Here is a 24,727-nt window from a genome sequence, read left to right as displayed (position 1 = left end):
TACATAATCTAAACTCCAATTCCCCCTCTATTCACTCCTCAAACTCTTCACCGGATTTGTCAATGCTGCATTGATACTTTGAAAGCCGACCGTGAGCATGGTTAACAGCAACGCGAATAGCCCTACCAATCCGTAAATGTACCAGTCAATGCTAATGTGGTATTCGAATGTTTGAAGATAGTTTTTCTCAAACAGGTAAGCCAGCGGCGAACCGATGATCACGGCGATTACCACCAGGAGCAGGAAGTCTTTTGAAAGCAAATAAACAATTTCCCAAACGCCGGAACCCAGTACTTTGCGGATACCCACCTCTTTGGTACGCTGATTGGCCGCCAGTGTGATCAGACCAAAAACGCCTGCAAATGCAATGATAATCGACAACAAACTGACAAAATTGACCATCTTCCAGATCCCGTCCATGTGATTGTACTGACTGCTCAACGCATCAGAGGCGTAAAATGCAGAAAACGGCTTGCGCGCGGGAATCTGTTTCATTTTGGCCTCCACCGCCGACAGTACCTTCTTTGCCTGACCAATGTCATGAAGCCTGATGCTCAGGTAATTATTTATGCCAGCCGGGCCTCCGTACCAATGCAGCAGCGGCTCAATCTTGTCTTTCAGCTCCTGGTAATGGAAGTCTTTCATCACGCCCACTACCGTATAAACCTCTGTGTTATTTTTCTGGCGCAGGCGCTTGCCCACCGCCGTCTTCCAGCCCAGCGCCTTCATCGCCGACTCATTGATAATAACCGGATTATTTTTACCATCCTTGTCAATCTCATCCGAAAACTCCCGGCCTTCGACGATTTGTATCCCGTACGTCTCGGCATAGCGTGCGCCAGAACCCAAATGCCTGAACCGCACTTCCTTGCTGGTCTCCTTTTCTGGCAGGTACATGTTGTAGTTACCCCAGTATTTGGTCGGTACTACACTTGAAGTCACAAAGCTTTGCACCCGCGAATCCTGATTAAGACCGTCGAGAATTGACTTAAACTGACTTCTGGCCGCTTTTTCATTTTTGAATTGCAGGTCCGTGGAGACTACTACCACATTGCTGTGCTCATACCCGGGCTTGGCCTGCCGCATAAAGCTTACCTGCTTTCTTACAGTAATCGCGCCGATGGCCAGTGCAAATGCAATCACAAACTGCACGACGATCAGCGTACTGCGGGTCCAGCCGCGTCCGCCAGCCTTGTTGGACAGTTTTCCTTTAATGGTATCCCTCAGATCCAGTTTGTTCAGATAAAGCGCGGGATAGGTGCCCGCAATTACAGCGATAAGGCTGATAACGCCCGCAAGCACAACAAGCGTTACATAATCCCGCTCCCAGCTGAGTACCAGCTGCATTCTGCCCTGTCTGAATTCATTGAATTCGGGCACCAGGTAGGTTACTGCAAATACAATGGAAAGTAGCAGCGAGGCAATCAGCACGATTCCGGACTCAGTCCAGAACTGGAACAGGATCTGTTTCAATGTCGACCCGGTTACCTTCCGCACAGCCACTTCTTTGGCGCGTGTAAACGCAATGGAAGTATTCAGGTTCAGCAGATTAATGCTGATAATGAGCAAAATGAAGCCTGCTATCAGGATTGCGCCATAGATCATCCATTTGAAGCCCGGATTTTCTGTGTGAATATATTCCTTCAATGGAGCGATATGCACGCCCCGGTCAGCATCTGCAGTGCCGAAATGTGCTTTTGCAAAAGCGGGCATTTGCTTCTGAAATTTGGCGACATCGGCATCCTTCCGCAATTTCAGGTATACGTTTGAGAAGGTATTGTACCAATCTGCATTGTTTGCAAAGCTCTTGTCAGCTTCCAGGAAAGCGATGGGCGCGAGTACATCAAATTGCAGCGACGAATTTTCAGGTATTTTTTCCAAAACACCTGTTACCTTGAAATTAAGCGTATCGTTTACTGAAACTGTCTCGCCGACAGGATTTTTATTACCAAAAAGCGACTCAGAAATTTGCTGACTGATCACGATAGACTGCCGGTCTTTCAAAGCCGTTTGAGGATTTCCGTATTTAAGTTTGAAAGTAAAAATGCTGAGAAAGCCCGGATCCACAAACTTGGTATCGCCCTGCGCATCTTTTCCCTTGTAGCCGATCCACAAATCGTACCAACCCTGAAAATGCGTCCCGTCCTCTATTTCAGGATATGTTTTCACCAGCTGACCCAGAATCGGATGTACAGTTTGATTGTACCTGCCGTCGCGGGTTTCGGTTTGTACCAGGTAGATCTGATCGGTGTTTTCGTGAAAAGTATCGAAAGTGATCCCGCGCTGAACAAACAGGATCAGCACACCTACACTGGCGAGCCCAAGGGATAGTCCCAGCAAGTTTATCCCAGTAAAAAGCCGGTTTTTCCAAAGCGTGCGGAACGCGATCTTGAAATAATTTCTAAGCATTGATTTAACGTTTTCAAACAAAAAAAAGAATGGAGAGCCCTCCTGTTTTTTCTTATTCCCTATTCACTGCGTAAACTTTTTACCGGATTCATCAATGCGGCCCTCACACTCTGGTAGCTGATCGTCAGCAATGCAATGATGATTGATGCAGCTCCCGCCACGGCAAATACAATCCAGCTGATCTCAATGCGGTATTGAAATCCCTGCAACCATTTGTCCATGGCGTAGTACCCGATTGGCGAGGCGACCGCGACGGACAGTAATACCAGCACGACAAAGTCTGCCGATAACAAAGAAACCAATGAGGCAACCGACGCACCAAGCACTTTTCTGATACCTATCTCTTTAATGCGCCGCTCTGCTGTAAATGTGGCCAGACCGAATAATCCCAGGCAGGAAATTAGCAGTGCAGTGATTGTAAATGTGTTGAAAAGCGTTGCAGTACGCTGCTCATTCTTGTAAAGCATATCGTAAGATTCATCCAAAAAAGTGTATTTCATTGCATAATCCGGTACAAATTCGTCCCAGATCCGGTTTGCCGCCCTGATTGCCTCGGCATCTTTGCCGGGCTGTGCTTTTACGTAAAGGGCAGATTGCCAGCCTTTGCTTTTGAAAAGCACCAGCGGCTCAATCTTGTCGCGCAAACTTTTGAAATGAAAATCCTTTACTATTCCAATGATCACTCCTTTGTTACCTTGAAAGTCGAATCGCTTGCCGATAACAGGTTCTTTGAAATTGAATTTCTTAACAGCGGTCTCATTTAATATGACATTCCCCTGATCCGTTACGCGGTTCGCCTCAAACCAGCGGCCTTCCGCCATTTTCAGGCCGAACATCTTTTGGAAATTCTCCTCCACCACAATCTGTGCTACAGTAGGAGAAAAATCCTTCGGGCGGCCGTCCCAGTCATAAGAACCCGACGTGCTGCTATTGATCTGCACAATGCTCTGGCTGGCGATTGTCACGTCAGCAATGCTGGACTCGCCCAGCAGCTTTGCCTTGACAGTCTCCGCATCAACTTTGGATTTCATGCCCCACGGCAGACTGAATGAAAACGTATGCGCACGGTCGTAGCCGAGCTCTTTGTTCCGGATAAAATCCATTTGCTGCCTCACAATCAGCATCGCGATCAGAAAAACAATGGCGACTGTAAACTGTACTACCACCAATCCTTTGCGGAAAGCTGTACTGCTTGACCCAAGTACATTGGTACCGCGGAGCGTGTCGAAAGGCTTGAATGATGAAAGCAAAATGGAAGGATAAACGCCTGTCAGAACAATGGCCAGCAAGGTGGTACCCAGCAAAATCATCCAGATTGCCGGATTGGTAAAAGAAAGCGTGAATGTTTTCGACGTAACTGAATTGAAAACGGGGAGCAGCAGATAAATAAACAGCACAGACAAGAGCAAGGCTGTCACGCAGGTAACCACCGACTCCGTCATAAACTGGCCAAAAAGGTGCGCGTGCCTTGCTCCCAGCAACTTCTTCACGCCAACTTCCTTGGACCTCACACTGGCGCGTGCGGTGGTAAGGTTCACATAGTTAATGCACGCCACCAGGATAATTACAACACCCAGCCCAAAGAAAATGTAAATCGTCCTGCGGTCGCCATTGGTAGTATTTGCGTGCTGGATTTCATTGTTAAAATGAACATCAGTCAGCATTTCTGCTTCCAGTGCAGTGTTCGTGGAAGGCTTTCCGCTATCGTCTCTTTTTGCAAGAGAAATAATACCCGTCAGCTTCTTGCTGAGCTTTTTGAGGTCTGGCTTGTTTTTCAGGACAATGAATGTCTGAAAGTTGAAGTTGTTCCAGTTATTGCTGTTTTTGAGTACCGCGTCATCAGCCAGATAGGCAGACATCGGGAGCATATAATCGAGCTGCAAACTCGAATTGGCGGGATTATTCTTGTAAACCGCCGCAACTGCATAATCAAGCGAGTCAATGCGGACTGTTTTGCCTACTACGTCCGTCTGTCCGAAAAGCTCTTCGGCTTTTGCCTCGGTCATGGCAATATTCCTTACAGCCGATTTGAATGTAGCCGGTGAGCCTGCTATGAATTCGTAATCAAAAACCTCAAACCAGTTGGTATCGACGTAAGCTGCATTTTGTCCGCTGATCTTCCGCTCCCCTACCCTGATCGGCAGGTTCCCGACATAGTTTTCGCGGGTCACCATTTCAATTTCGGGAAGTGTTTTGATCTGCTCGGCCAGCGGCAGCGGCGTGGTAGCCCAATGCCAGGTTTCTTCCTTGCTCAGCGTCAGGTGTGTGATAATGCGGCTGATCCTGTCCGACTTTTTATGGTAGCTGTCAAAGCTCAGCTCATTCTGGACCCACAACAAAATAAAAACACCCGCCACCATTCCACCGGTAAGTCCGATGATATTAAGTGAAGTAAACAGCCTGGAACTATACAGATTCCGGAACGCGATTTTGAGTTGATTTTTGAGCATAGTTTTTTGAAAAAAGGGAGGAAAGGGAGGAAGGAGGAAGGGGAAGATGGAGGAAAAGGAGGATGGAGATGCAAAAAGAGTTGTCAAAATCCTTCCTCCCTTTCTTCTCCTTCCTCCTTTTTCATTCACTCTTCAACGACTTCACCGGATTCATTAACGCGGCTTTGATAGCTTGAAAACTGACTGTTAACAGTGCTATGATTAATGCTGCGATCCCTGCGACCAGGAAGTACCACCATTCAAGATCAATGCGGTAGGCATACTTTTCCAGCCAGGATTGCATGAAATACCAGGCGATCGGGAATGCGATCAATGCGGCTATCCCTACAAGTTTGATAAAGTCAGCGGACAGCATTCCGACCAGATTACTGACACTCGCTCCCAGCACCTTACGCACTCCAATCTCCTTTGTGCGCTGCTCGGCAGTGAATGCAGCCAGTCCGAATAAACCCAGACAGGAAATGAAAATGGCCAGGAATGCAAAGTAGTTGGAAAGTTTGCTGACCACATTTTCAGCTTTGTATTGATTGCCAAATTCTTCGTCGGCGAACTGGTATTTGAAAGGCAGCCCCGGATTATACCGCTTGAACAGCTTTTCGATATTTTTGATCGCCAGATCTGTTTGTCCCGCTTCTGTTCTGATCAATGCAACACCCCAAACCGATTTTGCAGGCTGCAAATTGACGATGAGGGGCTGTATCGGAACGTGTAACGAGCCCATATGGAAGTTTTTCATCAGACCAATGATTACCCCCTTTTTCCCCCACATCGTCAGTTCTTTTCCAACCGGATCCTTATAACCCATTTTCGCCGCTGCCGCCTCGTTGATCAGGTAATTGAGTGAATCGGTACCATAGTCACGGCTGAAATCGCGGCCACCGAGCAACTGAATGCCCATTGTTTTTACAAAATCATAACCCGCAGGATCTACACTGAAGAGCAGCTGCTGCGTCGTGTCTTTGCCCGGCCACGATACACCCATGGTCGAACTTCCGATATCCAGCAGGCTCGACTGTGCATTTGTAACTGATTTGATCCCGGGCTCGTTTTCCAGCGCCTGCTTGAATGAAGTGAAATTCTTCTCCATTCCTTTCTCTATATCAGGTATATACAACAGGTTTTCCCTTGCAAAACCAAGGTTTTTCGTTTGTATATATTCTATTTGCCGGTAGATCACGATCATTGCCAGGATCAGAAGAATGGACAAGCCAAACTGGAACACTACCAGTCCCTGACGGAAATAAGTAGCGCTCGGCTTAAACTTCAATGCGCCTTTGAGAATGGTAACCGGATTGAGCGACGACATAAAAATGGCAGGATAACTACCTGCAACAATGCCCGTAATGATCGTCAGCGCAAACAGGAGTACCCACAGGAACGGATTCAGAAAATCGACTGAGAGTTTTTTCTCTGTCAGATTATTGAAAGCAGGGATCAGCAGCAAAACAATTAGTAATGCAAAGAGCAGCGAGATGAAGGTGATCAGGATAGACTCACCCATAAACTGCCCCACCAGGCTCGTGCGGTAAGCGCCCACTACCTTCCGCAGTCCCACTTCTTTGGCCCGCTTTACTGAACGGGCAGTAGCGAGGTTCATGAAATTAATGCAGGCAATAACGAGAATGAATATGGCCACGATCGTGAACATCCGCACATACTCGATCCGGCCGCCGTTCTGCCTGCCCGACTCCCAGTTAGAATACAGGTACGATTTCCCGTAATTGATCAAAAACAACTCTACATTACTATCCTTGTTCTTGGTTTTAATATAGTTTCTGATCTTCGCATTTACCCGCTCCGGATCCGCATTCTTAGCCAGCAACACCACGCAGCGCGGACCATTATTCCCCCATTCATTTGCCCATTTATTTTGCTTCAACCAGCGGTCGTAGCTCATCAGGAAGTCAAACTTCATGGAAGTGTAAGCAGGGAGTTCTTTCAAAACACCCGTTACGATCACATCATCTTTATTATCCACCCGAATTGTCTTCCCCATCGGGTCCTGGCCTTTGAAATACTTATCAGCCAGCTTTTTGGAGATAACCACACCGTCGGGCCGTTTTAATGCAGTCGCCTTATCACCTTGCGCGAGTTCAAAAGAGAACATATTCAGAAAATCACCCTGAACATATCTTCCTTTTTCATTATCAAAAACATCTTTTACCATGATAACCGGCTCTTCTTGCCAAAGTACCTGGCTCGCCATTTCGATCTCGGGTATATCCTTCACGATCGCTTCTGCAAGCACACCGGGAGTAGCCGAAAACGTGCTGATGGTACCAGAGTAAAACTGGTTTTCCATGACAGAAAACAGCCGCGCATCGTTCGCATGAAACCGGTCCATTTTCACTTCATCCTGAACCCAAAGCATAATCAAAAGGCTGCAACCCATTCCCAGCGCAAGTCCGAGAATGTTGATCAGGCTGAAAGTCTTGTTCTTCCACAAGTTCCGCCAGGCGATTTTCAGGTAGTTTTTTAGCATGGGATTTCGGGATTGTTAGTGATGTTGGGGAGGATGGAGGAAAGGAGGATGGAGGATGAAAAATTTAACTTGTATTGTCAGTCTGACAATGCCCCTTCCTCCTTTTCTTCCCTTTCCTCCCTTTCCTCCGCTATTCAGATTTCAACGACCTCACCGGATTCATCAATGCGGCTTTGATACTTTGAAAACTCACTGTAAGTAATGCGATAACGATGGCCAATGCGCCTGCGGCGGCGAACATCCACCAGGATATGTCGATATGGTAAGCGAAATCTTTCAGCCAGCTGTTCATTGCGTACCAGGCAACCGGACTTCCGATCAGGATCGAGAGGAGTACCAGTTTAAGGAAATCTTTGGATAAAAGAGCAATGATATTCGGCACACTTGCGCCCAGTACCTTGCGGACACCAATCTCCTTGGTCCGTCTTTCGGCTGTGTAGGCAGACAAACCAAATAATCCCAGGCAGCCTATGATGATGGAGATTACCGCAAAGGTGATGAATATCTGGCCTACACGCTGCTCGCTGCGGTATTCCTGATCAAAATCCTCATCCATGAAACCAAAGTTGAAGGGTTGCCCAGGAGCCATTTGCTTCCATAATGCTTCAATCCGGTCGACAGTCTGTGTATAGTTGGCTGCTTTGATTCTTACAACTACAAGCCCGTTACTTGGTGCCAGGATCATACTTAACGCGCCGATGTTTTTCCGCAGCGACTCGTAATGGAAATCTTTTACTACACCCAACACAGTATACGTTCGGCGCGTCCCGGCCGAATCCATGACCAAATCGTATATCCGCTTTCCTACCGGATCTGCATAGCCGAGAATCTTGGCAGCTGCTTCATTGATAATAATACCGGAAGAATCGCTTGGGAAATCCCGTTGAAAAGCCCGACCTGATTTCATTTTCAGGTCAAGTGTTTTGATATAATCATGATCAACTGTCCAGCGCTGCATGCTGATCCCTTTTTCCTGCTGCATTTCGCCTTCGGGAAAGAAGGTGTTGTCGGTACGGGCTGAGGGAGTTGGTAAAAAGCTGGTGAGTGTGGCACTTTGAATATTCGGCAGCTGAGCCACTTCTTCCTTGAATGCACGGGCTTTTTTGTCAAGTGCATACGTATTTTTGATAATAAGGACCTGCTCCTTATCATAACCGAGTTTTTTGGTCTGAATGTAGTTCAGCTGATTGTAAATAACGCCCGTGCCGATAATCAGCATTACGGATACTACAAACTGGAATACTACCAGCGCATTGCGGAGATAGCCTCCCTTGCCGTTCTGCTCAATTGCGCCGCGCAGCACTTTCAAAGGTGTAAATGCGGACAGGAAAAAAGCCGGATAACTCCCCGCCAATACTCCTACTACTACCGCCGTTGATACGGCCACAATCCAGAATAATAAGCTCTCGAATGGAAAACTGATGTGCTTATTGGCCAGATTATTGAAAAATGGCAATGCGGCATAGGCAAGAACCAGTGCCAGTACCAGGGATAAAAGGCTGAGTAAAATGGCCTCTGTCAAAAACTGGCTCATCAAAAATGAACGCTTTGAGCCCAGCGCTTTTCTCACGCCTACTTCCTTGGCCCGGTTTGACGAACGTGCCGTTGCCAGGTTCATAAAGTTGACACACGCGATTGCCAAAAGGAAAATTGCAACTATACCGAAAATGTACACATACTGAATGTTACCATTCGCACTGATCTCAGCTTTACGATCCGAGCGCAGGTGAATGTCCGTCAGCAGCATGAGGCTGTATTTGATACTACTCCCTGACTTCCGCATCTCGCCCAGCGTAGCGCCCATCACCTGCTTTAACCAGCTACTCGTATATTTTTCAAGAATGGTATCGAAATTCTTTTCGAACTGAGCCGCTTTCACTCCTTCCCGCAATTTGAGATAAGTCACAAAGTTGTGACTACCCCAGTTGTCCTCTCTACTCTCGGGATAAGCACTCATAGCCATCAGCATGTTCAGCGCTGACAAATGCGAATGTTCCGGAATGTTTTTCATCACACCGGTAACAGTATAGGTAAGATTGTTATCAAGCACCAGAATTTGCCCGACCGGGTTTTCCGAACCGAAGTACTTTTGCGCAACGCGCTCGGAGATCACCATTGTTAAAGGTTCCCTGAGTACACGTTTACGATCGCCTGCAATGAGAGGGATTGAGAATACGTCGAAAAAGGTGGAATCAGCATAACATACAACATCCTCTTTCAGACTCTCCGTCGCGTTTTTGCGGCGTACAAGAAAGCTTCCGTCGTCCCGCAGCCTCGCAACTGATTCCAGCTGCGGATAATCTTTGAGCAATGTAAATGCAAGCGGATCCGGTGCGACGGCCAGCGTCATATCTGCACCACCAAAGCGGATATCCGAATTTACCCTGTAAATCCGGTCAGCAGCATCAAATGATTTATCGTAGCTCAGTTCATCGATCACGTACAATGTGATCAGAAGGCAGCTGGCCAGACCGAGCGAGAGCCCGAAAATGTTCAGGGATGAATAGAACTTATGCTTTTGGAGATTCCGCCAGGCTATTTTGAGGTAATTTTGAAGCATAATCTTGGCGGTTTACATGTCCATTCCCTTGCCAGGTAATTCGATTTCGCGTTCGAAGTTGTCGATAATACGCTGGCGTTCCGACTCTGATTTATCCTCCGCATTCACGGTTTTCTCAAAGACGAACTCTTCCTCGTTTTTCTTGAAATGGTACTGCAAAAACAGCTCGCCGGTTTGCGGATTGTACTTTACATGCTTCCGGTATCCAGTCGATTCCAGGCCGTCAAAAGCTTTCCTGTGCGGATCGCGGGACCGGGAGAATTCAGGCTCCGGTTGAATTGATGAATAAACAACCGGCTCCTCTGGTAAGGCAGGGACAGGCGGTACTGGTGCAGGAGCTTCCACAGGCTGAGGCGGTTCAGGAACATCCAGTTCACCGCTTGCTATTGATTCCATTACTTCATCCCGCAACTCCGTTCTTTCGTCGCGGCTCAGTTCGGCCACATCAAAAGAACGGGAGAAATTAATTTCCCGACCATCAATCGTCCCGGTAACCCGGATCGACATTGTTTTGCCGTCGTCGTCAATACTTCTGCTCAAATGGCATTTTTTCTGAGCCAGAGCAAATGTGCCGGAACAAGCCAGCAAAATGGTCAGGATTCTTTTCATGGTTAATTTGGCTAAATATGGAAAGTCGGCAGTCGGCAGTCGGCAGTCGGCAGTCGGCAGTCGGCAGTCGGCAGTCGGCAGTCGGCAGTCGGCAGTCGGCAGTCGAAAAAAGAGAATTGACGACTTCTACTCGACTGTAGTAAACAAAGCTGATAGCTGATAGCCGACAACCTATACATGCACCTTCTCCGTCACGATCTTGCCGTCGAACAAATTCACGATCCGGTGGGCGAAACCTGCGTCGTAAGGCGAGTGGGTTACCATTAATATCGTGGTTCCCGATGCATTCAGCTGGCTGAGCAGGTTCATTACTTCTTCCCCGTTCTTGGAGTCGAGGTTACCTGTCGGCTCATCGGCAAGTATGGTCTTGGGTGTTGCTACCACGGCGCGGGCGATGGCAGTACGCTGCTGCTGACCTCCCGAAAGCTGTTGCGGGAAGTGGTTACGGCGGTGCATCATGTTCATGCGGGTCAGTGCGGCCTCTACTTTTTCCTTGCGCTCGGCAGGAGGTGTTTTGAGGTACAGCAATGGAAGCTCCACGTTTTCATAAACTGTCAGTTCGTCGATCAGGTTGAAGCTCTGGAATACGAAACCGATATTCCCCTTGCGGATCTGCGCACGCTGACGTTCTGACATTTTTGCTACTTCCGTGCCGTAGAACTCGTAAGAGCCTTCGCTCGGGTTGTCAAGCAAACCCAGGATGTTCAGCAAAGTGGATTTTCCACATCCGGACGGACCCATGATAGCGACAAACTCGCCATCTTTCACATCCATGTCAATGCCATTAAGCGCAGTAGTTTCAACTTCCTCTGTAGAGAAGACCTTGTGCAGGTTGGTGATTTTGATCATTGGTTTCTTGGCTATCGGCTTTCAGCAGTCGGCTGTCGGCCAGGGTTGTTGTTAATTTGATTATTTACTAATAGAGTCTCAAAAAGGCCGACCGCCGAAAGCCGACGGCCGAAGTATCCTTTAAAATTCCAACACCTCATTATCCCCGAAGTTCTCGTAGGAACTTGTGATTACTTTTTCGCCTGGTTTTAATCCTTCCAGTACTTCGAAATACTCAGGGTTTTTGCGGCCCAGGGTAATGCTGCGTTTGGCTGCTCTTTTGCCGTCTTCGCTTACTACATATACCCAGTTACCTCCTGTTTCAGAGAAGAACCCTCCTACTGGCAGCAATGTTGCTTGCGAAGGCTGGCCCAGTTGCAGGCGTATCGGTGCCGACTGTCCTCTCTTGATCAGCTCTGGCGCTCCCTTATCAAATTGCATATCCACCTCAAACCGGCCGCTGAGTACCTCAGGATAGATTTTAATGATCTTCAAACCATAATCTTTCCCATTGAACTCCATTGAACCCTGCAACCCTGCGAAAATCCGCGAAATGTAATGCTCATCCACACTGACACGCATTTTAAATCCATTCAAATCATCAATCTGACCGATATTCTGGCCCTGGTTGATGTTGGAACCCACTTCCACGTTCATGGAAGAAAGCAAACCCGACACCGGCGCTTTCACAACCAGGTTATCCAATGTCTGGCGCCACAGGCTCACGTTTTTCTGCGTATTTGCAAGGGTACCTTCCAGCTGATTAATCGTCATCCGCGCATTTTCCTCCTGGTATTTCTGCGATTCTATCTCAATCTCGCGCTGACGCACCAGCTTCTCATACTCTCTTTTTGTTTTGAGAAAATCAGCCTCCGGGATTACCTTATCCTTATATAATTTGACATTCCGGTCATGCGCATCTTTGGCCTGGTCCAATTGGAAATCCAGGTCACTTAATGTCTTTTGAAGATTAAACCGCGCAATTTTCAAGCTCTGACGCGTATTTTGAAGATCGTTAACCAGTCGGCTTGCCTCCGTTTCAGATTGCAGGAAGCTCAGTTTCAGGTTTTGATTTTCCAATCTCAACAAGATATCTCCCTGCTTGACCATGTTACCGCCTTCGATCAGCTTCTCGGTAACATATCCGCCCACAATTGCATCCAGCTGAATGGTTTTGAGTGGTTGAACCACACCGGTAACCACGATAAACTCGTCGAAACGCCCGGTCTTCACGGTTGATACAGTAAGCTTGTCCTGTTCTACATTCAGCTTGCTCCGCTTGTCTGCGAAGAAAAACTGGTAAACCAGAAAAGCGACCAGCAATGTGCTCCCGGCAATGATACCGATCCGCTGGGTAGTCCAGAATTTCTTTGGTTTAATTTTGTCCATTGATGATCCTCCGGAAAAACCGTTGTTGCTCGTGCTTGTTGAGTTAGGTGTCCTGACTTCCATTATATGTGTTATTGAAAATTCGCCGTGATAGTTTTCCCTAGATTATCCAATCGCTGTGCCAAAGAAGGGAAATAAGGATAACACGCTCAATTTCAAGTCGGTTACATATCAATGAAGTACTTCCAATGTTCGTTATCGGACATTTTTGTTCGGCTGCGGACAAGCCTGTTTTTTAGTGTTAAGGCTCAAAATACTGAGTTTTTGGCAAGCCGGGAAATAGAATTCTAAATTGTATCAACTAACTTACCGCACAATAACAATCAGTTGCCAAAAGCAACTGCAAACTAATCCATAACCGTCGACTTAAGTCGACGGCAATTAGCACAGCCATGCAACTCTCCGAAGCCAAAATCCTGATCATTGACGATGATGTGGACGTACTCAGTGCCGCCAAACTTTTGCTAAAACGCCACGCAAAAGCAGTAGACATCGAAAAAAATCCGCAGAAACTGCCGTTCCTGGTTACCAACGGGGACTATAACCTCATCCTGCTGGATATGAACTTCACGCGTGACGTGAACAGTGGCCGCGAAGGTTTTCACTGGCTCGACAGGATACTTGATATCAACCCGGCAGCGAAGGTGATCATGATCACTGCTTACGGCGACATTGAAATGGCGATACGCGCGATCAAGTCCGGCGCAATTGATTTTGTGCTCAAACCATGGGAAAACGATAAGCTGCTCGCGACGATCGCCGTGGCACTCGAAGGCGGGAAAGACAAGCCCGCTGTTGTTCAGGAAGAAAAATCCAAGGAAGATCCCAAGAAGGCAAAATCATCGTCAGATAACATTGTAGCGACCAGCGAAATCATGCGCCAGCTGCTGAGCACCTCGGAACGAGTGGCCGGAACGGATGCAAACGTGTTAATTCTCGGTGAAAACGGAACTGGTAAAACCCAGCTTGCCAAGCATATTCACCAGCATTCCAAGCGGGCAGACAAACCTTTTGTAGCAGTTGACCTCGGTGCATTAAGTGAACCTCTTTTTGAAAGCGAGCTCTTCGGTCACGTGAAAGGCGCGTTTACTGATGCGAAGGAGGACAGGGCAGGAAGATTTGAAGAGGCAAAAGGAGGGACTATATTCCTGGATGAAATAGGTAACCTTACCTTACCCCTGCAAGCGAAGCTGCTGACTGTAATCCAGGAAAGGCGGGTGACGCGCGTGGGTTCCAACAAGCCCATTACGCTGGATGTGCGCCTGATATGCGCTACCAATATGAATATCGAAAAAATGGTTACTGAAAAGACATTCCGTCAGGATTTGCTTTACAGGATCAATACCATTGAGCTGGACCTTCCTCCATTGCGCGAACGTCCGGAAGATATCAGCGCATTAGCTGACTATTACCTCAAATTATACGCTAAAAAGTACAACCGGCCAGTTAACGATATCAGCAGTGCATTGATCAAGAAAATGCAGCAGTACAACTGGCCCGGTAACATCCGCGAGTTGCAGCATGCAGTTGAGCGGGCGGTGATTTTGTCGCAGGAAAAAACATTACAGCCCGACGATCTCTTCCTGAAAAGCTCAGCCGGACAACCCACAACCGCTACCGGCTTCGATCTCGAAGACATGGAGAAGACGATGATCGTGAAAGCAATGAAGCGTTTCAATGGAAATATTACCGATGCTGCCCGCGAGCTTGGCCTCAGCCGCGCCGCATTGTACCGGAGAATGGAGAAGTACGGATTGTAAGTTGGTCAGACGGGTTTGAAGGAAGCAACAGAGCAGTTTCGTGCCATTGCTGGTATGTTTATTTACAGAATTGGTAAATGAATCCACGAAGAAAACTACCTTCAAAACCACCAAAAATGACGAAATACTTCTCGACGGTCCTATTATCTTTTTTATCCATATCCATTTTTGCCCAAACTACCCAGCTCAAACCGGTCCCTCTTAAAAATGTAAAAACAACGACCGGCTTCTGGCATGAAAGGCTGGAAACAGCGCGGAATACCACAATCCCGCATGCATTACACCAATGCGAAGAATCAGGCCGGTTTGACAATTTTGCAGTTGCAGGCGGCTTGAAGAAGGGAAAATTCAGGGGCGCCAGGTTCGACGACTCCGACGTTTTTAAAGTGGTGGAGGGAGCTTCCTACGTTTTACAAAACAAATACGATCCCAAACTAGACCATTATCTCGACAGTCTGATCACGCTGTTCGCAGCTGCTCAGGAGCCTGATGGTTATTTGTACACTATACGTACAATCAACAAAGACACGACGGGCTCTTACGACTGGATCGCGGGACCATACCGTTATTCTTTTGAAAATGGCAGCCACGAACTCTACAATGTGGGGCACCTTTATGAAGCGGCTGTTGCACACTACCAGGCTACCGGCAAGAAAAACCTGCTGAATGTTGCTACTAAAAATGCTGATCACCTTGTCAAAACCATTGGCCCAAAACCCGGACAGCTGGTTGTAGTCCCTGGCCACGAGGAAACGGAAACTGCACTGATCCGCCTGTACCACGCGACCGGCAAAAAAGAATACCTCGAACTCTCCAAATTTTTCATCGCAATGCGCGGCCGCTCAGATAAGCGCACATTGTTTCTGGACGAACACAAGCTCGGCCCCTCCTATTTTCAGGACCAGGTACCATTTGTAAGGCAGCGCGAAGCTGTGGGCCACGCGGTGCGCGCGCAGTACCTGTATGCAGCCGTGGCGGATATGTTGATGGTCGAGAATGAGCCTGCGTATAGCAAAGCGCTCGATACGATCTGGGAAGATGCTACTTTTAAAAAGCAGTATATCACCGGCGGCGTGGGGGCGCGCGAGGATGGCGAAGCATTTGACAAAGCTTATGTGCTTCCCAACGACAATGCTTACCAGGAAACCTGCGCGGCAATTGCCAATATGCTATGGAACCACAAAATGTACCTTAACTCGGGTGACAGCAAGTACATGGACGTATTCGAACGTGTGCTCTACAATGGATTTCTGGGTGGGATATCGGTCAAAGGCAATGAGTTCTTCTACGTCAATCCGATGTCATCCAATGGAAAAAACGATTTTGGCAAAGGTACCGCGGCGATCCGGAGCGAATGGTTTGGCACTGCCTGCTGCCCGAGCAATGTATCCCGCTTTCTCCCGTCTATGCCGGGTTACATATATGCTGTGAAGAACAATGAGGTTTTTGTAAATCTCTTCGCGGGGAATGACGCTACGCTCTCCGTAAATGGAGCTGCCGTAAAGCTGGTGCAGGAAACGAATTATCCCTGGGAAGGAAAAGTAAAAATTACGGTATCTCCCGAAAAAGCAGCCGCATTCCCGATTTCGGTACGCATTCCGGGCTGGGCAACCGGACAGGCGATTCCGGGTAACTTATATACCTACACTTCACCTGCAAAGCAGCCTGTCAGCATTTTGATTAATGGTAAAAAGAGCGAAGCTGCTGCTGTAAACGGTTATGTAAGACTCGACAGAACCTGGAAAAAAGGTGATGTGATAGAGGTAACGATGGATATGCCTGTGCGACAAGTGGTATCCAATGAAAATATTAAATCAAATCAGGGCAAAGTCGCTATTGAGCGCGGACCGGTACTGTATTGTGCAGAAGGCCACGATAACAATGGCAAAGCACTTTCTCTGCAAATCAAGCCCGACCAGGCATTTACTCCCGAGTTCCGGGAGGATATGCTGGGCGGACTGAATGTGTTGAAGTCGCAGGACAATGTAACGCTGATCCCCTATTACGCCTGGGCCAACCGCGGCGCGAATGAAATGACCGTCTGGTTTACCGCGTCCAAATAGCTCTTGCTATTTGGACAAGTTTTTCTTTACGGTTTCAATATCCTTCAAGGTTCCGTCAACGACTACATTCACGTCACTTTTCTTGAAAATCTCGTTATCGGACACCAGCTTGCTTTTAAAATAAAGTGTAAAAGGGATTGACTTACCTTTTGTAATCACCTGCCCTACTGCTTTCAAAAACTTACCCATATCAACCGAAAGCGGGATCTGATAGATCTCGCTGCTTTTTCCCTTGATCTTGGTCGCTCCTTTTACGCTACCCTCAGCCAGTCGCTCCTGACTTCCCAGACTAACTACATAGGAAGGATCTTCAAACTGAACGGGAAAGGGATTTTGATTTGAAAACTTCAATTGCAGCGTCACATCTGAGTTCCCGAGGCGGAATTTGGTAATGTCAAAATCGACAATTTCCACTTTGGGCAGGCGATAAAGAGGCAGTCTCTTATCCTTCGAAAGTGTAACTGAATCTTTACCCAAAAATGGCTTGTTCAATGCAAAAGTACCTTCAAAATGATAGTCGGCGCTGTCTTCGCCGCGCTTTGCTTCCGAGTTACCTTCCTGTTTGAGCGCTTTGATTTTCAGCTGGGAAGGCAGCATTACCATAGTACTGTCCCGGGATTTGATCAGTAAGGGCTTGGAGTATTCGTTTTCAATAATCTTGACCCCATTCATTTCAACAAAATACTCGAAACCCTTCATGTCCAGCTCGACGGGCAAGGGATTGTGTACCAGCAATTGCAATGAAAGGTCAATCGTACTGTCCGTAATATTGGAAATGTGCCCGATCCCCATCTCAACCCGCGGCTTCAAACCGGAAACCGGATTTTCATTTTCCTTTTTGTAAAAATGCCAGCCAGCCCAGCCGGCAGCGATCAAGAGTGCAAAAACAAGGATATAGACGAGGATTTTGTTGTTTTTCATGGGTGTTTGAGGTTGCTTATAGATAACAAGAAATGCTGGCCGGCTTAACGCCAGTCAGCACTTCTTTTTGAAAGATATATGGTATTAAGCCAGATTCAGCTTTCCGTGGTCGCCGCCTTCGGGCGTTGTTCCTGTAAGTGCCGCTTTCAGCATCGAGAAGAATACGACCATTTTCGAAGATGTTGCATCCCAATAGGCAGCTTCCTCCGTGATCACCCGGAGCAATACCAGATCCGGATCCTCTTTTCCTTCCGGGAACCATGCTTTTGACATGACATTCCAGAGTTCATCTTTTTTCTGCTCGTCGTTGACCAGCTCTGCATTCCCTGAAATGCTCAGGTAAGTGTTGTTTTTAGGGTCGGCATAAATCAGCGTGACGCCTTCTCCATGGTTGGATGTATCCCCGAGTTCAGAATTGCGGTTTGTAAAAAACCATACGTTTCCCTGCTCGTCAATTTGCTGCGTGGTCATCGGACGGGAGTCAATCCGATCGTTTTTATAAGTGGTGTACATACAAAACCGGATATCCTCGGCCAGTGATTTCAGCTTTTTTATTGCATCCTTATTTTCAAAATCCTTTTCCATGATTGTTTTAGTTTGTCTATCAAAATCATTTTTTACAAAAAACTAAAACAACCGTTCCATTGCATGGGAAGCCGCTGACTCTTTTACTAGAATTCGAGGCGGTAGTTGAGCACCGGAATCAAACCTACCTGTGTAATCAGCTTCACACGGTCTTCCTTTTTATCATAATACCTGTCAAATGCATTTAACCGGTTGCTTACATTCTGTAAATCAAGCGAAATGGTGGAAGCTGTGCGCCTTTTATTTTTAGTATAGCTCACGCGCAGGTCGGTCCTGAAATAATGGGGCAGATGCTCGGAGTAACTCCGCGACCAATCACGCTCGGTGCGACCTTCTTTTCTTGACTTTTCAAGATCAACCGGCGTGGTCATATTTCCACCGGCAGCCAGCAGCTTGATGTTTGCTGCGAAAATGTTGGTTTTGTTTTTACCCACTTTCCACTCTTTTCCTGCGAGCAGGTTTTGAACAAACTGTCCGTTAAAACGGCTGCTGCGCTCAATGCCGTCGCGTCCGGTGTATTTGGATTGATAAAGGGAAGTAGTACTCATCAGGTAAATGCCGGCTGTCAAAGATTTCTCGACCGTCACTTCCAGCCCGTAGCTCCTGCCCTTTCCGGCACTTACCAGCGAATCATTTACGAACCCGTCTATCTCATTGAGCATGGAGTTATGTAAAAGAAATGGGGAGTTGGTATTAGGCGGCCCGATCGGAATGTGGTAGTGGTGCTGGTAGTAAGTCTCCGCGAGCACGCGCCAGCCTGCCGACGGCCTGAATTCGTAACCCGCAACGAAATGCGCCGATTTCATGAGTTTCAAGTTTTTATTCACCAGGTTACTCTGTCCGTCGATCGCTTTTACCTGCGCAAAATAAGTGGAAATGGACTCTGTCCGGCTATGCAGCCCCGCGCCTAAACTAATTGTGGACCGGGGCGCAACCGCCCATTTCATCCCAAGTCTCGGCTCGATAGCGTACTGGTTGTTCAGTCCCAGTAACATACCATGCAAGCCTGCATTCAAAGTCACATTGGGTGATAACCTTGATTTCAGCTGTGCATAAGCCTGGAACAATTGCGTATTTCCTTTCTGGTCCAGGTTCTTTACAAAAGGTCCGTCTTCATTATTTTGGTCAAAAAGGTTGAAGTCCAGATGGTTGATGATCGCACCGATTCTGAGCGTATTCCGAGAATTCAGCTTTGCATTGAATAAGGAAGACACGCGCAGGGTCTGATTGATAAAGTTCTGCTGATAAACGTCCTGACTTTCCTTATCCAGAAAATCGCCGGTCTGCCTGGTAGCCGCGTAGGATACAATGGTTTCCATGTAAGACCGGCTGTTTAGATACCGCAGGTAATTCACCCCCAGCATGCCGCGGTTGGAGGTAAACTTTTCTTTGATATCGTCATTATTAACCGTAGAAGTACTGATACCCCCCATTCCCCAGACCGAAACCACGGCTTTTTCATCGTAAGGCAGGTATACCTTGAATGCCCCATCCTGAAAATCATTGACGGCATCGCCCATCGTGACCCCCAACTTGCTCAGGATAGACAGCGTTGAATACCGGTAGTTGGCAAGATAAGATGCACCTCCTTTTGCCCCGATCGGACCTTCGGCAGCAAAATCAAGGCCGAGTACACCCGCCTGCAATGCATACTCGCGCTTTTCGTTGTTACCTTTCCTGAGTTTGAGGTCAAAAACCCCGGACGTTGCATTGCCATATTCAGCAGGGAATGCACCAGTTAGGAACTCGGAGTTACCCAGCACATTCGCGCTCAATGCACTTACGCCGCCGCCCGAGGTACCTTCGGAAGCGAAGTGATTGGGGTTCGGAATTTCAACCCCTTCCATTCTCCACAACAAACCTTTGGGACTGTTACCGCGGATGATAATCAGGTTGCCTCCGTCGTCGGTGGTGGACACGCCCGCAAAAGACAGCGCCATTCGCGCCGGATCGTTGACGGAAGCAGCAAATCTTTTAGTCTGATCAACTGTAAACGACCTTCCGCTTACACTCACCATATCGTTCAATGGAGCACCGGTCTCCTTTTGAGCCTTTACCACCACCTCGTCCAATGCGCGGAAAGATTCTGTGAGCCTGATATTCAGCTCCACTTCCTTCCCGGACCCTACTCCTATTTCCTGCAAAAAAGCATCATCATACCCCACAGAAGTAATTCTGAATGCGTGCCTCCCCACCGGCACATGCTCAATCCGGAAGTTGCCCTCTGCGTCGGTGGCTGCACCTTGTACGGGATTAAGTGAGGTGATAATCACATTGGCACCTATAACAGGCTGCTGTGATTCAGTGTCAAGAACGCGTCCCTTGACAGTCTGCGCAAGCTGCTGCGCAAAAGCCCCCGCCCCAAAAGCAGCGGCAATCATCGTGAAGATATATTTTTTCATAGCTGGTTGTTTCAGCATTGACAACCAGGCTAAGCGTTACCCTATTTTTTTTGGGGGAAATGATTTAGTGGAGGAAAGGGAGGAAGGAGGAAAGGGAGGAAAGGGAAGCCTTTCTCCATCCTCCCCTTCCTCCTTCCTCCCCCAATACACCTAAAAGCCACCCCCATAAGCACTCTCCCAAAACTCCAACTCCATCCGTGTTGCTGTGAGATATGCTTCCATCATTTTCTTGCGGGTTTGTTCTGAGGCGTTTTCGGCCAGTTGGTTGCAGATGTTGAGTGCTTTCTGGACCGAGTGCGCGAAGTCTTCGCCGGCGTATGCATTGATCCAGTTCTGGTAAGGATTCGGTGTGGTTTGATTGGCGTAAATGTAGTCACCGACCTTTTTATATATCCAGAAACAAGGCAGCAACGCAGCTACTGATACTTCGTAAGGTTCAAATGCGCTGGTCGCCAGGAGGTAGTTGGTATAGGCAAAACAGCCCGGCCCTTTTCCGCTCTGGTAATCGATCGCGTATTCATTGAAATAGCTGACATGAAGCGCACGTTCGACGAGGATCGCGTTTTGTGCAAATTCCAGAAAGTCCAGCAGCTCGTGGCTATTGCCTGCTTTCACGCCTGTGGCGGCGAGCGCCCTGGCAAAATCGGCGAGGTAGAGTGAATCCTGGTAAATGTAATATTTGAACTTATCCAGCGGCAAAGTCCCCGCTTTCAGTTCCTGGTTAAATAGATGTGCCTGAATTTGTTCGTAAACAGGTAGTGCGTTCTGCCAGAGCAGGTCTGTAAACCGGATCATATCAACTGCATGGGAATGGGAGAAAAAGAATGGTTAAGCGGACCGGGTCCATGGCCTGTGGTTACGTCCTTACCCGCCGCGATTGCTCCGGAAATGTACTCCTTTGCGAAAATGATTGACTCCGGTACCGAGTTGCCGGCTGCAACAAACGCGGCAATCGCCGAAGACAATGTACAGCCTGTCCCGTGCACATTCCGGCTGTCGATATAGCTGCTTTCGAGAATAAGGGTATCCTGATCTTTCCGGGCAAAAATGTCTGACAAAACAGGTGCCACAAGATGTCCGCCTTTGAGGAGCACGGCGTTACAACCTCTGCGCACCATTTCTTCCGCGGCCATTTTCATTGCTTCAACAGAATCGATTTTTTCAGAAATCAGGATACGTGCTTCGTCGAGGTTAGGCGTAATTAAATGGACAAGCGGAAATAGTACCTCCCAGAGCACAGCTACCGTTTCGTCGCGGATCAGCCTGGAACCGCTCGTTGAGACCATCACAGGATCAAAAACCACAAACCCTGGCTTGTACCTTTCCAGCATTTCAGCAATTACCTGCGCCACTTCAATGGTATTGACCATCCCGATCTTCACCGCATCAACAGCAATATCGTCGAACACCGCTTCAATCTGTTCTTTCAGAAAGGCAGGCGGTACTGCGTGGATCGATCTTACACCCATGGTATTCTGGGCAGTGAGCGCAGTGATCGCCGATGCGCCGTAGGCGCCTAATGCAGCAATGGTTTTCAGGTCGGCCTGGATTCCTGCGCCACCTCCGCTATCGGAGCCGGCAATGGTGAGAACTGTGGGGTATCGGGTCATTTGGTGGTTGTGGATTTGGTAGGTATCGTCAGGTTTGTTCAGGTGTGCCGGCTTTGGTATTCAGAATGATCGATTTGAGCCGAAATGCTGCCTCGTAAGGGGAAGTCGCGCTGCAGATCGCGGATACTACGGCAATCCCGCCGGCACCATTCCGGATCACCTCCTCTGCATTCATAAAGTTGATTCCGCCGATCGCAATCAGCGAGTGCTTGGTCTGCGTAACTGCCCGGCGCAGACCCTCTATTCCCCAGGGATTTTTTGTATCCGTTTTTGTTGGAGTTGCATACAGCGGGCTTAACCCGAGGTATGACACATCCCATTGCGCTGCCTCCATCAAATCGGCTTCACTTTCAACCGAAAGCCCGATGATCTTGCTGGCGGGCAGCATTTGATTCAGGATTTCGTAAGGCATATCACTTTGTCCCACGTGCACGCCGTCTGCGTCGGCTGCAAGGGCAACATCTACCCGATCATTAATAATCAGCGGTACATTATAGGGCTGTAAAACTTCCTTCAACCTTTTGGCACGTTCAATAAAGGCACGCGTGGAGAGCGTTTTCTCCCGCAGCTGCACCATTGTAACTCCGCCTTGTACCGCTTCTTCCACTACCCAGTACAAATCGCGTCCCATACAGGCGGCCTCGTCTGTGACCAGGTAAAGCTGTACGTTTTCTTCAGGTGCATTCATTGTTTCTATTATAATTCAGAAAGTTTGATCCTGGCCAGCTCAGCCAGGTGTGCCGGCGTAATATCTGACAAGCAATCCAGAAAAGCAATCTGGAAAGAGCCGGGCAATTTTGCATGGCGGTAAGCCAGTTCGCCGCAAACGCCCATTGTAGCCGCAGCTGAAACAGCTGCTTCAAATGGATCGGCAACTATCGCCGCATAGGCGCCTGCGATTGCAGAGGCGGAGCAGCCCATTCCGGTTACTTTCGTCATCAATGCGACTCCATTGGAAATGTAGGCAGTTTGTTCTCCTTTAACGATGATGTCGGTGGCGCCGCTCACACTTACGACGCAGCCAAACTGACTGCTCAATGCGCGCGCTGCTCCAAGGCTGTCGGTAGAATTGGCGGTACTGTCGACACCTTTTGTACGGATGTTAGCGCCGGCCACTGCGAGTATTTCAGATCCGTTTCCGCGGATAATAGCAGGAGATGCGAGTTCCAGCAGCTCTGTGAGCGTCTGGTTCCGGTAGCTGGTCGCGCCTGCACCCACGGGGTCCAGCACAATGGGTTTGTTCAGTTCGGAAGCCTTTCGGATCGCCAGTTTCATACCTGCTACCCACGGTGCCGATAATGTACCAATGTTCACAACGAGGGCGCCGGCGATCGATACCATTTCTTCAACTTCCTCAACCGCATGCGCCATTACCGGCGAAGCACCAACTGCCAGCAATGCATTGGCTGTATAGTTCATCACCACGAAATTGGTAATGTTGTGCACGAGCGGCGCGGTATTCCTCAGTTGGGTGAGATTTTGTTCAAGATGCAAGTCCATAGCACGGTGTTTGTTTAAAAACGAATGGGCAAATGGAGGGAGCGGCCGCGCATTGGCGGGCTTTTTGTAAGGTATTGCAGATCACACGATCGCGCACGCTTTTTCCTACGACAGTACCAACTGTTTCAGGTTCAAAGGGTATAAATCTCAGTCCTTATTTTGGACACCCCCAAAGCCATTCTTATTTACGAAAGTAGTAGTTTTAAGGAGTTATTAAAAAACAATTTATAACCAATCACCAACCCGATTTCGCATTTACAATAACCCAAATATGATCAAAGCAGCAATTTTTGACATGGACGGCCTCCTGATCGACTCAGAGCCAATGTGGCACCAGGCGGCTCATGAAGTAATGAAAAAAGTGAATTTTGAAATTACTGACGCACTTAAACTCCAGACCACAGGCTTGTCGATCAAGCTTTTCCTGGATTTTTGTCACAAAATCCAACCCTGGAACACGCCTTCATTCGAAGAGCTTGAAAAAGAGATCCTAGCAAAGGCACATACGCTGATCCTGAACAATGCCAAGGCAATGCCCGGCGCAATCGAACTGCTCAAAACGCTTAAAGCAGAAGGTTTGAAGCTGGCAGTAGCTTCCGCTTCACACATGGATCTGATCGAAGGCGTACTCGAGAGATTGAATATCACAGAATACTTCGATACCTGGCATTCAGGAGAACTGGAAGAATTTACCAAACCACACCCGGCTGTGTACCTGACCACCGCCAAAAAACTGGGCGTACTGCCGGAAGAATGCATTGCATTTGAAGATTCACATGCCGGGCTGCGGTCGGCGCATGCTGCGGGAATGGTAACCATTTCGGTCCCTGCTGCGGAAGTTTTCAAAGATCCGAAATTTGATATGGCGCATTATAAAATCAGCTCGCTGGAAAAATATATATTGAGCGAAATGTCAGGCGTGCCGGCGAATGTGGTTGAGGGTTAAAGGGGATTATTGTCATTTTTGGTCATTGATGGTCATTAATAGTCATTGATTGTCATTTTTTGTCTTTTGAGATTCATCAATTGACTCAAAGCATACCTTCATCCAATACAATCAATAAGCTAATGACTACAAATGACCTAAAGACCATAAATGGCAATCAATGACCCAATGACTACAAACGACCAAACAACCCATTAACTAAAAAACCACCAG

General features: G+C 48.0%; 17 protein-coding genes and 1 riboswitch. Of the genes, 3 read left to right on the top strand and 14 right to left on the bottom strand.

The features are described from left to right. Window positions 1–27: 27 nt before the first annotated feature. The 7 genes from ASG33_RS05320 to ASG33_RS05290 form a co-directional block, all read right to left on the bottom strand. Window positions 28–2,409 (bottom strand): ABC transporter permease, encoded by a 2,382-nt coding sequence (locus tag ASG33_RS05320; protein WP_056281116.1) that lies wholly within the window; start codon window positions 2,407–2,409, stop codon window positions 28–30. Window positions 2,410–2,468: 59 nt separating this feature from the next. Beyond that, on the bottom strand, window positions 2,469–4,859 hold the full coding sequence (locus ASG33_RS05315) for an ABC transporter permease (protein WP_056281114.1): 2,391 nt from the start codon (window positions 4,857–4,859) through the stop codon (window positions 2,469–2,471). A gap of 121 nt (window positions 4,860–4,980) precedes the next feature. Continuing rightward, the gene (locus ASG33_RS05310; RefSeq protein WP_056281112.1) at window positions 4,981–7,341 is read right to left on the bottom strand and encodes an ABC transporter permease; all 2,361 of its coding nucleotides are present in this window, start codon (window positions 7,339–7,341) and stop codon (window positions 4,981–4,983) included. A gap of 130 nt (window positions 7,342–7,471) precedes the next feature. Then, complete coding sequence (locus ASG33_RS05305) at window positions 7,472–9,901, bottom strand: ABC transporter permease (RefSeq protein WP_056281111.1); 2,430 nt, start codon at window positions 9,899–9,901, stop codon at window positions 7,472–7,474. A gap of 12 nt (window positions 9,902–9,913) precedes the next feature. Then, a complete protein-coding gene (locus ASG33_RS05300) occupies window positions 9,914–10,510 on the bottom strand; it encodes a hypothetical protein (RefSeq protein WP_056281109.1) in 597 nt (198 codons plus the stop codon). Window positions 10,511–10,681: 171 nt separating this feature from the next. Continuing rightward, on the bottom strand, window positions 10,682–11,359 hold the full coding sequence (locus ASG33_RS05295) for an ABC transporter ATP-binding protein (RefSeq protein ID WP_031525984.1): 678 nt from the start codon (window positions 11,357–11,359) through the stop codon (window positions 10,682–10,684). 120 nt (window positions 11,360–11,479) lie between these two features. Beyond that, window positions 11,480–12,727, bottom strand: coding sequence for an efflux RND transporter periplasmic adaptor subunit (locus ASG33_RS05290; RefSeq protein ID WP_056281107.1), 1,248 nt, complete (start codon window positions 12,725–12,727; stop codon window positions 11,480–11,482). 392 nt (window positions 12,728–13,119) lie between these two features. Between ASG33_RS05290 and ASG33_RS05285 the strand changes: the two genes are divergently transcribed. Then, window positions 13,120–14,487, top strand: coding sequence for a sigma-54 dependent transcriptional regulator (locus ASG33_RS05285; RefSeq protein WP_056281105.1), 1,368 nt, complete (start codon window positions 13,120–13,122; stop codon window positions 14,485–14,487). Window positions 14,488–14,603: 116 nt separating this feature from the next. Next, the gene (locus tag ASG33_RS05280; RefSeq protein WP_056281103.1) at window positions 14,604–16,550 is read left to right on the top strand and encodes a glycoside hydrolase family 127 protein; all 1,947 of its coding nucleotides are present in this window, start codon (window positions 14,604–14,606) and stop codon (window positions 16,548–16,550) included. 6 nt (window positions 16,551–16,556) lie between these two features. Here ASG33_RS05280 and ASG33_RS05275 read toward each other — a convergent pair whose 3' ends face one another. The 7 genes from ASG33_RS05275 to thiM all read right to left on the bottom strand — a co-directional run bounded on the left by ASG33_RS05275 (window position 16,557) and on the right by thiM (window position 23,568). Further along, a complete protein-coding gene (locus tag ASG33_RS05275; protein WP_056281100.1) occupies window positions 16,557–17,471 on the bottom strand; it encodes an LEA type 2 family protein in 915 nt (304 codons plus the stop codon). Between the two features lie 84 nt (window positions 17,472–17,555). Continuing rightward, window positions 17,556–18,056, bottom strand: coding sequence for a pyridoxamine 5'-phosphate oxidase family protein (locus ASG33_RS05270; RefSeq protein ID WP_056281098.1), 501 nt, complete (start codon window positions 18,054–18,056; stop codon window positions 17,556–17,558). Between the two features lie 86 nt (window positions 18,057–18,142). Continuing rightward, a complete protein-coding gene (locus ASG33_RS05265) occupies window positions 18,143–20,458 on the bottom strand; it encodes a TonB-dependent receptor (RefSeq protein WP_056283304.1) in 2,316 nt (771 codons plus the stop codon). Between the two features lie 150 nt (window positions 20,459–20,608). Then, window positions 20,609–21,253 (bottom strand): thiaminase II, encoded by a 645-nt coding sequence (tenA, locus tag ASG33_RS05260; RefSeq protein WP_229238559.1) that lies wholly within the window; start codon window positions 21,251–21,253, stop codon window positions 20,609–20,611. After that, on the bottom strand, window positions 21,250–22,068 hold the full coding sequence (gene thiD / locus ASG33_RS05255; protein ID WP_056281096.1) for a bifunctional hydroxymethylpyrimidine kinase/phosphomethylpyrimidine kinase: 819 nt from the start codon (window positions 22,066–22,068) through the stop codon (window positions 21,250–21,252). Before thiD ends, tenA begins: the two co-directional genes overlap by 4 nt. A gap of 28 nt (window positions 22,069–22,096) precedes the next feature. After that, window positions 22,097–22,756 (bottom strand): thiamine phosphate synthase, encoded by a 660-nt coding sequence (thiE, locus tag ASG33_RS05250; protein ID WP_056281094.1) that lies wholly within the window; start codon window positions 22,754–22,756, stop codon window positions 22,097–22,099. Between the two features lie 8 nt (window positions 22,757–22,764). Continuing rightward, complete coding sequence (gene thiM / locus ASG33_RS05245) at window positions 22,765–23,568, bottom strand: hydroxyethylthiazole kinase (protein WP_056281092.1); 804 nt, start codon at window positions 23,566–23,568, stop codon at window positions 22,765–22,767. 85 nt (window positions 23,569–23,653) lie between these two features. Continuing rightward, a riboswitch (TPP riboswitch) is annotated at window positions 23,654–23,749 on the bottom strand. A 90-nt stretch (window positions 23,750–23,839) separates the two neighbouring features. On the opposite strand from thiM, the gene hxpB reads away from it, so the two are divergent. Next, the gene (gene hxpB / locus ASG33_RS05240) at window positions 23,840–24,514 is read left to right on the top strand and encodes a hexitol phosphatase HxpB (protein WP_056281089.1); all 675 of its coding nucleotides are present in this window, start codon (window positions 23,840–23,842) and stop codon (window positions 24,512–24,514) included. The last annotated feature ends 213 nt before the right edge of the window (window positions 24,515–24,727 follow it).

Origin of the sequence: Dyadobacter sp. Leaf189, from assembly GCF_001424405.1 — a bacterium.
Taxonomy (GTDB): domain Bacteria; phylum Bacteroidota; class Bacteroidia; order Cytophagales; family Spirosomataceae; genus Dyadobacter.
This window is presented reverse-complemented; position numbering and strand designations above follow the sequence as displayed.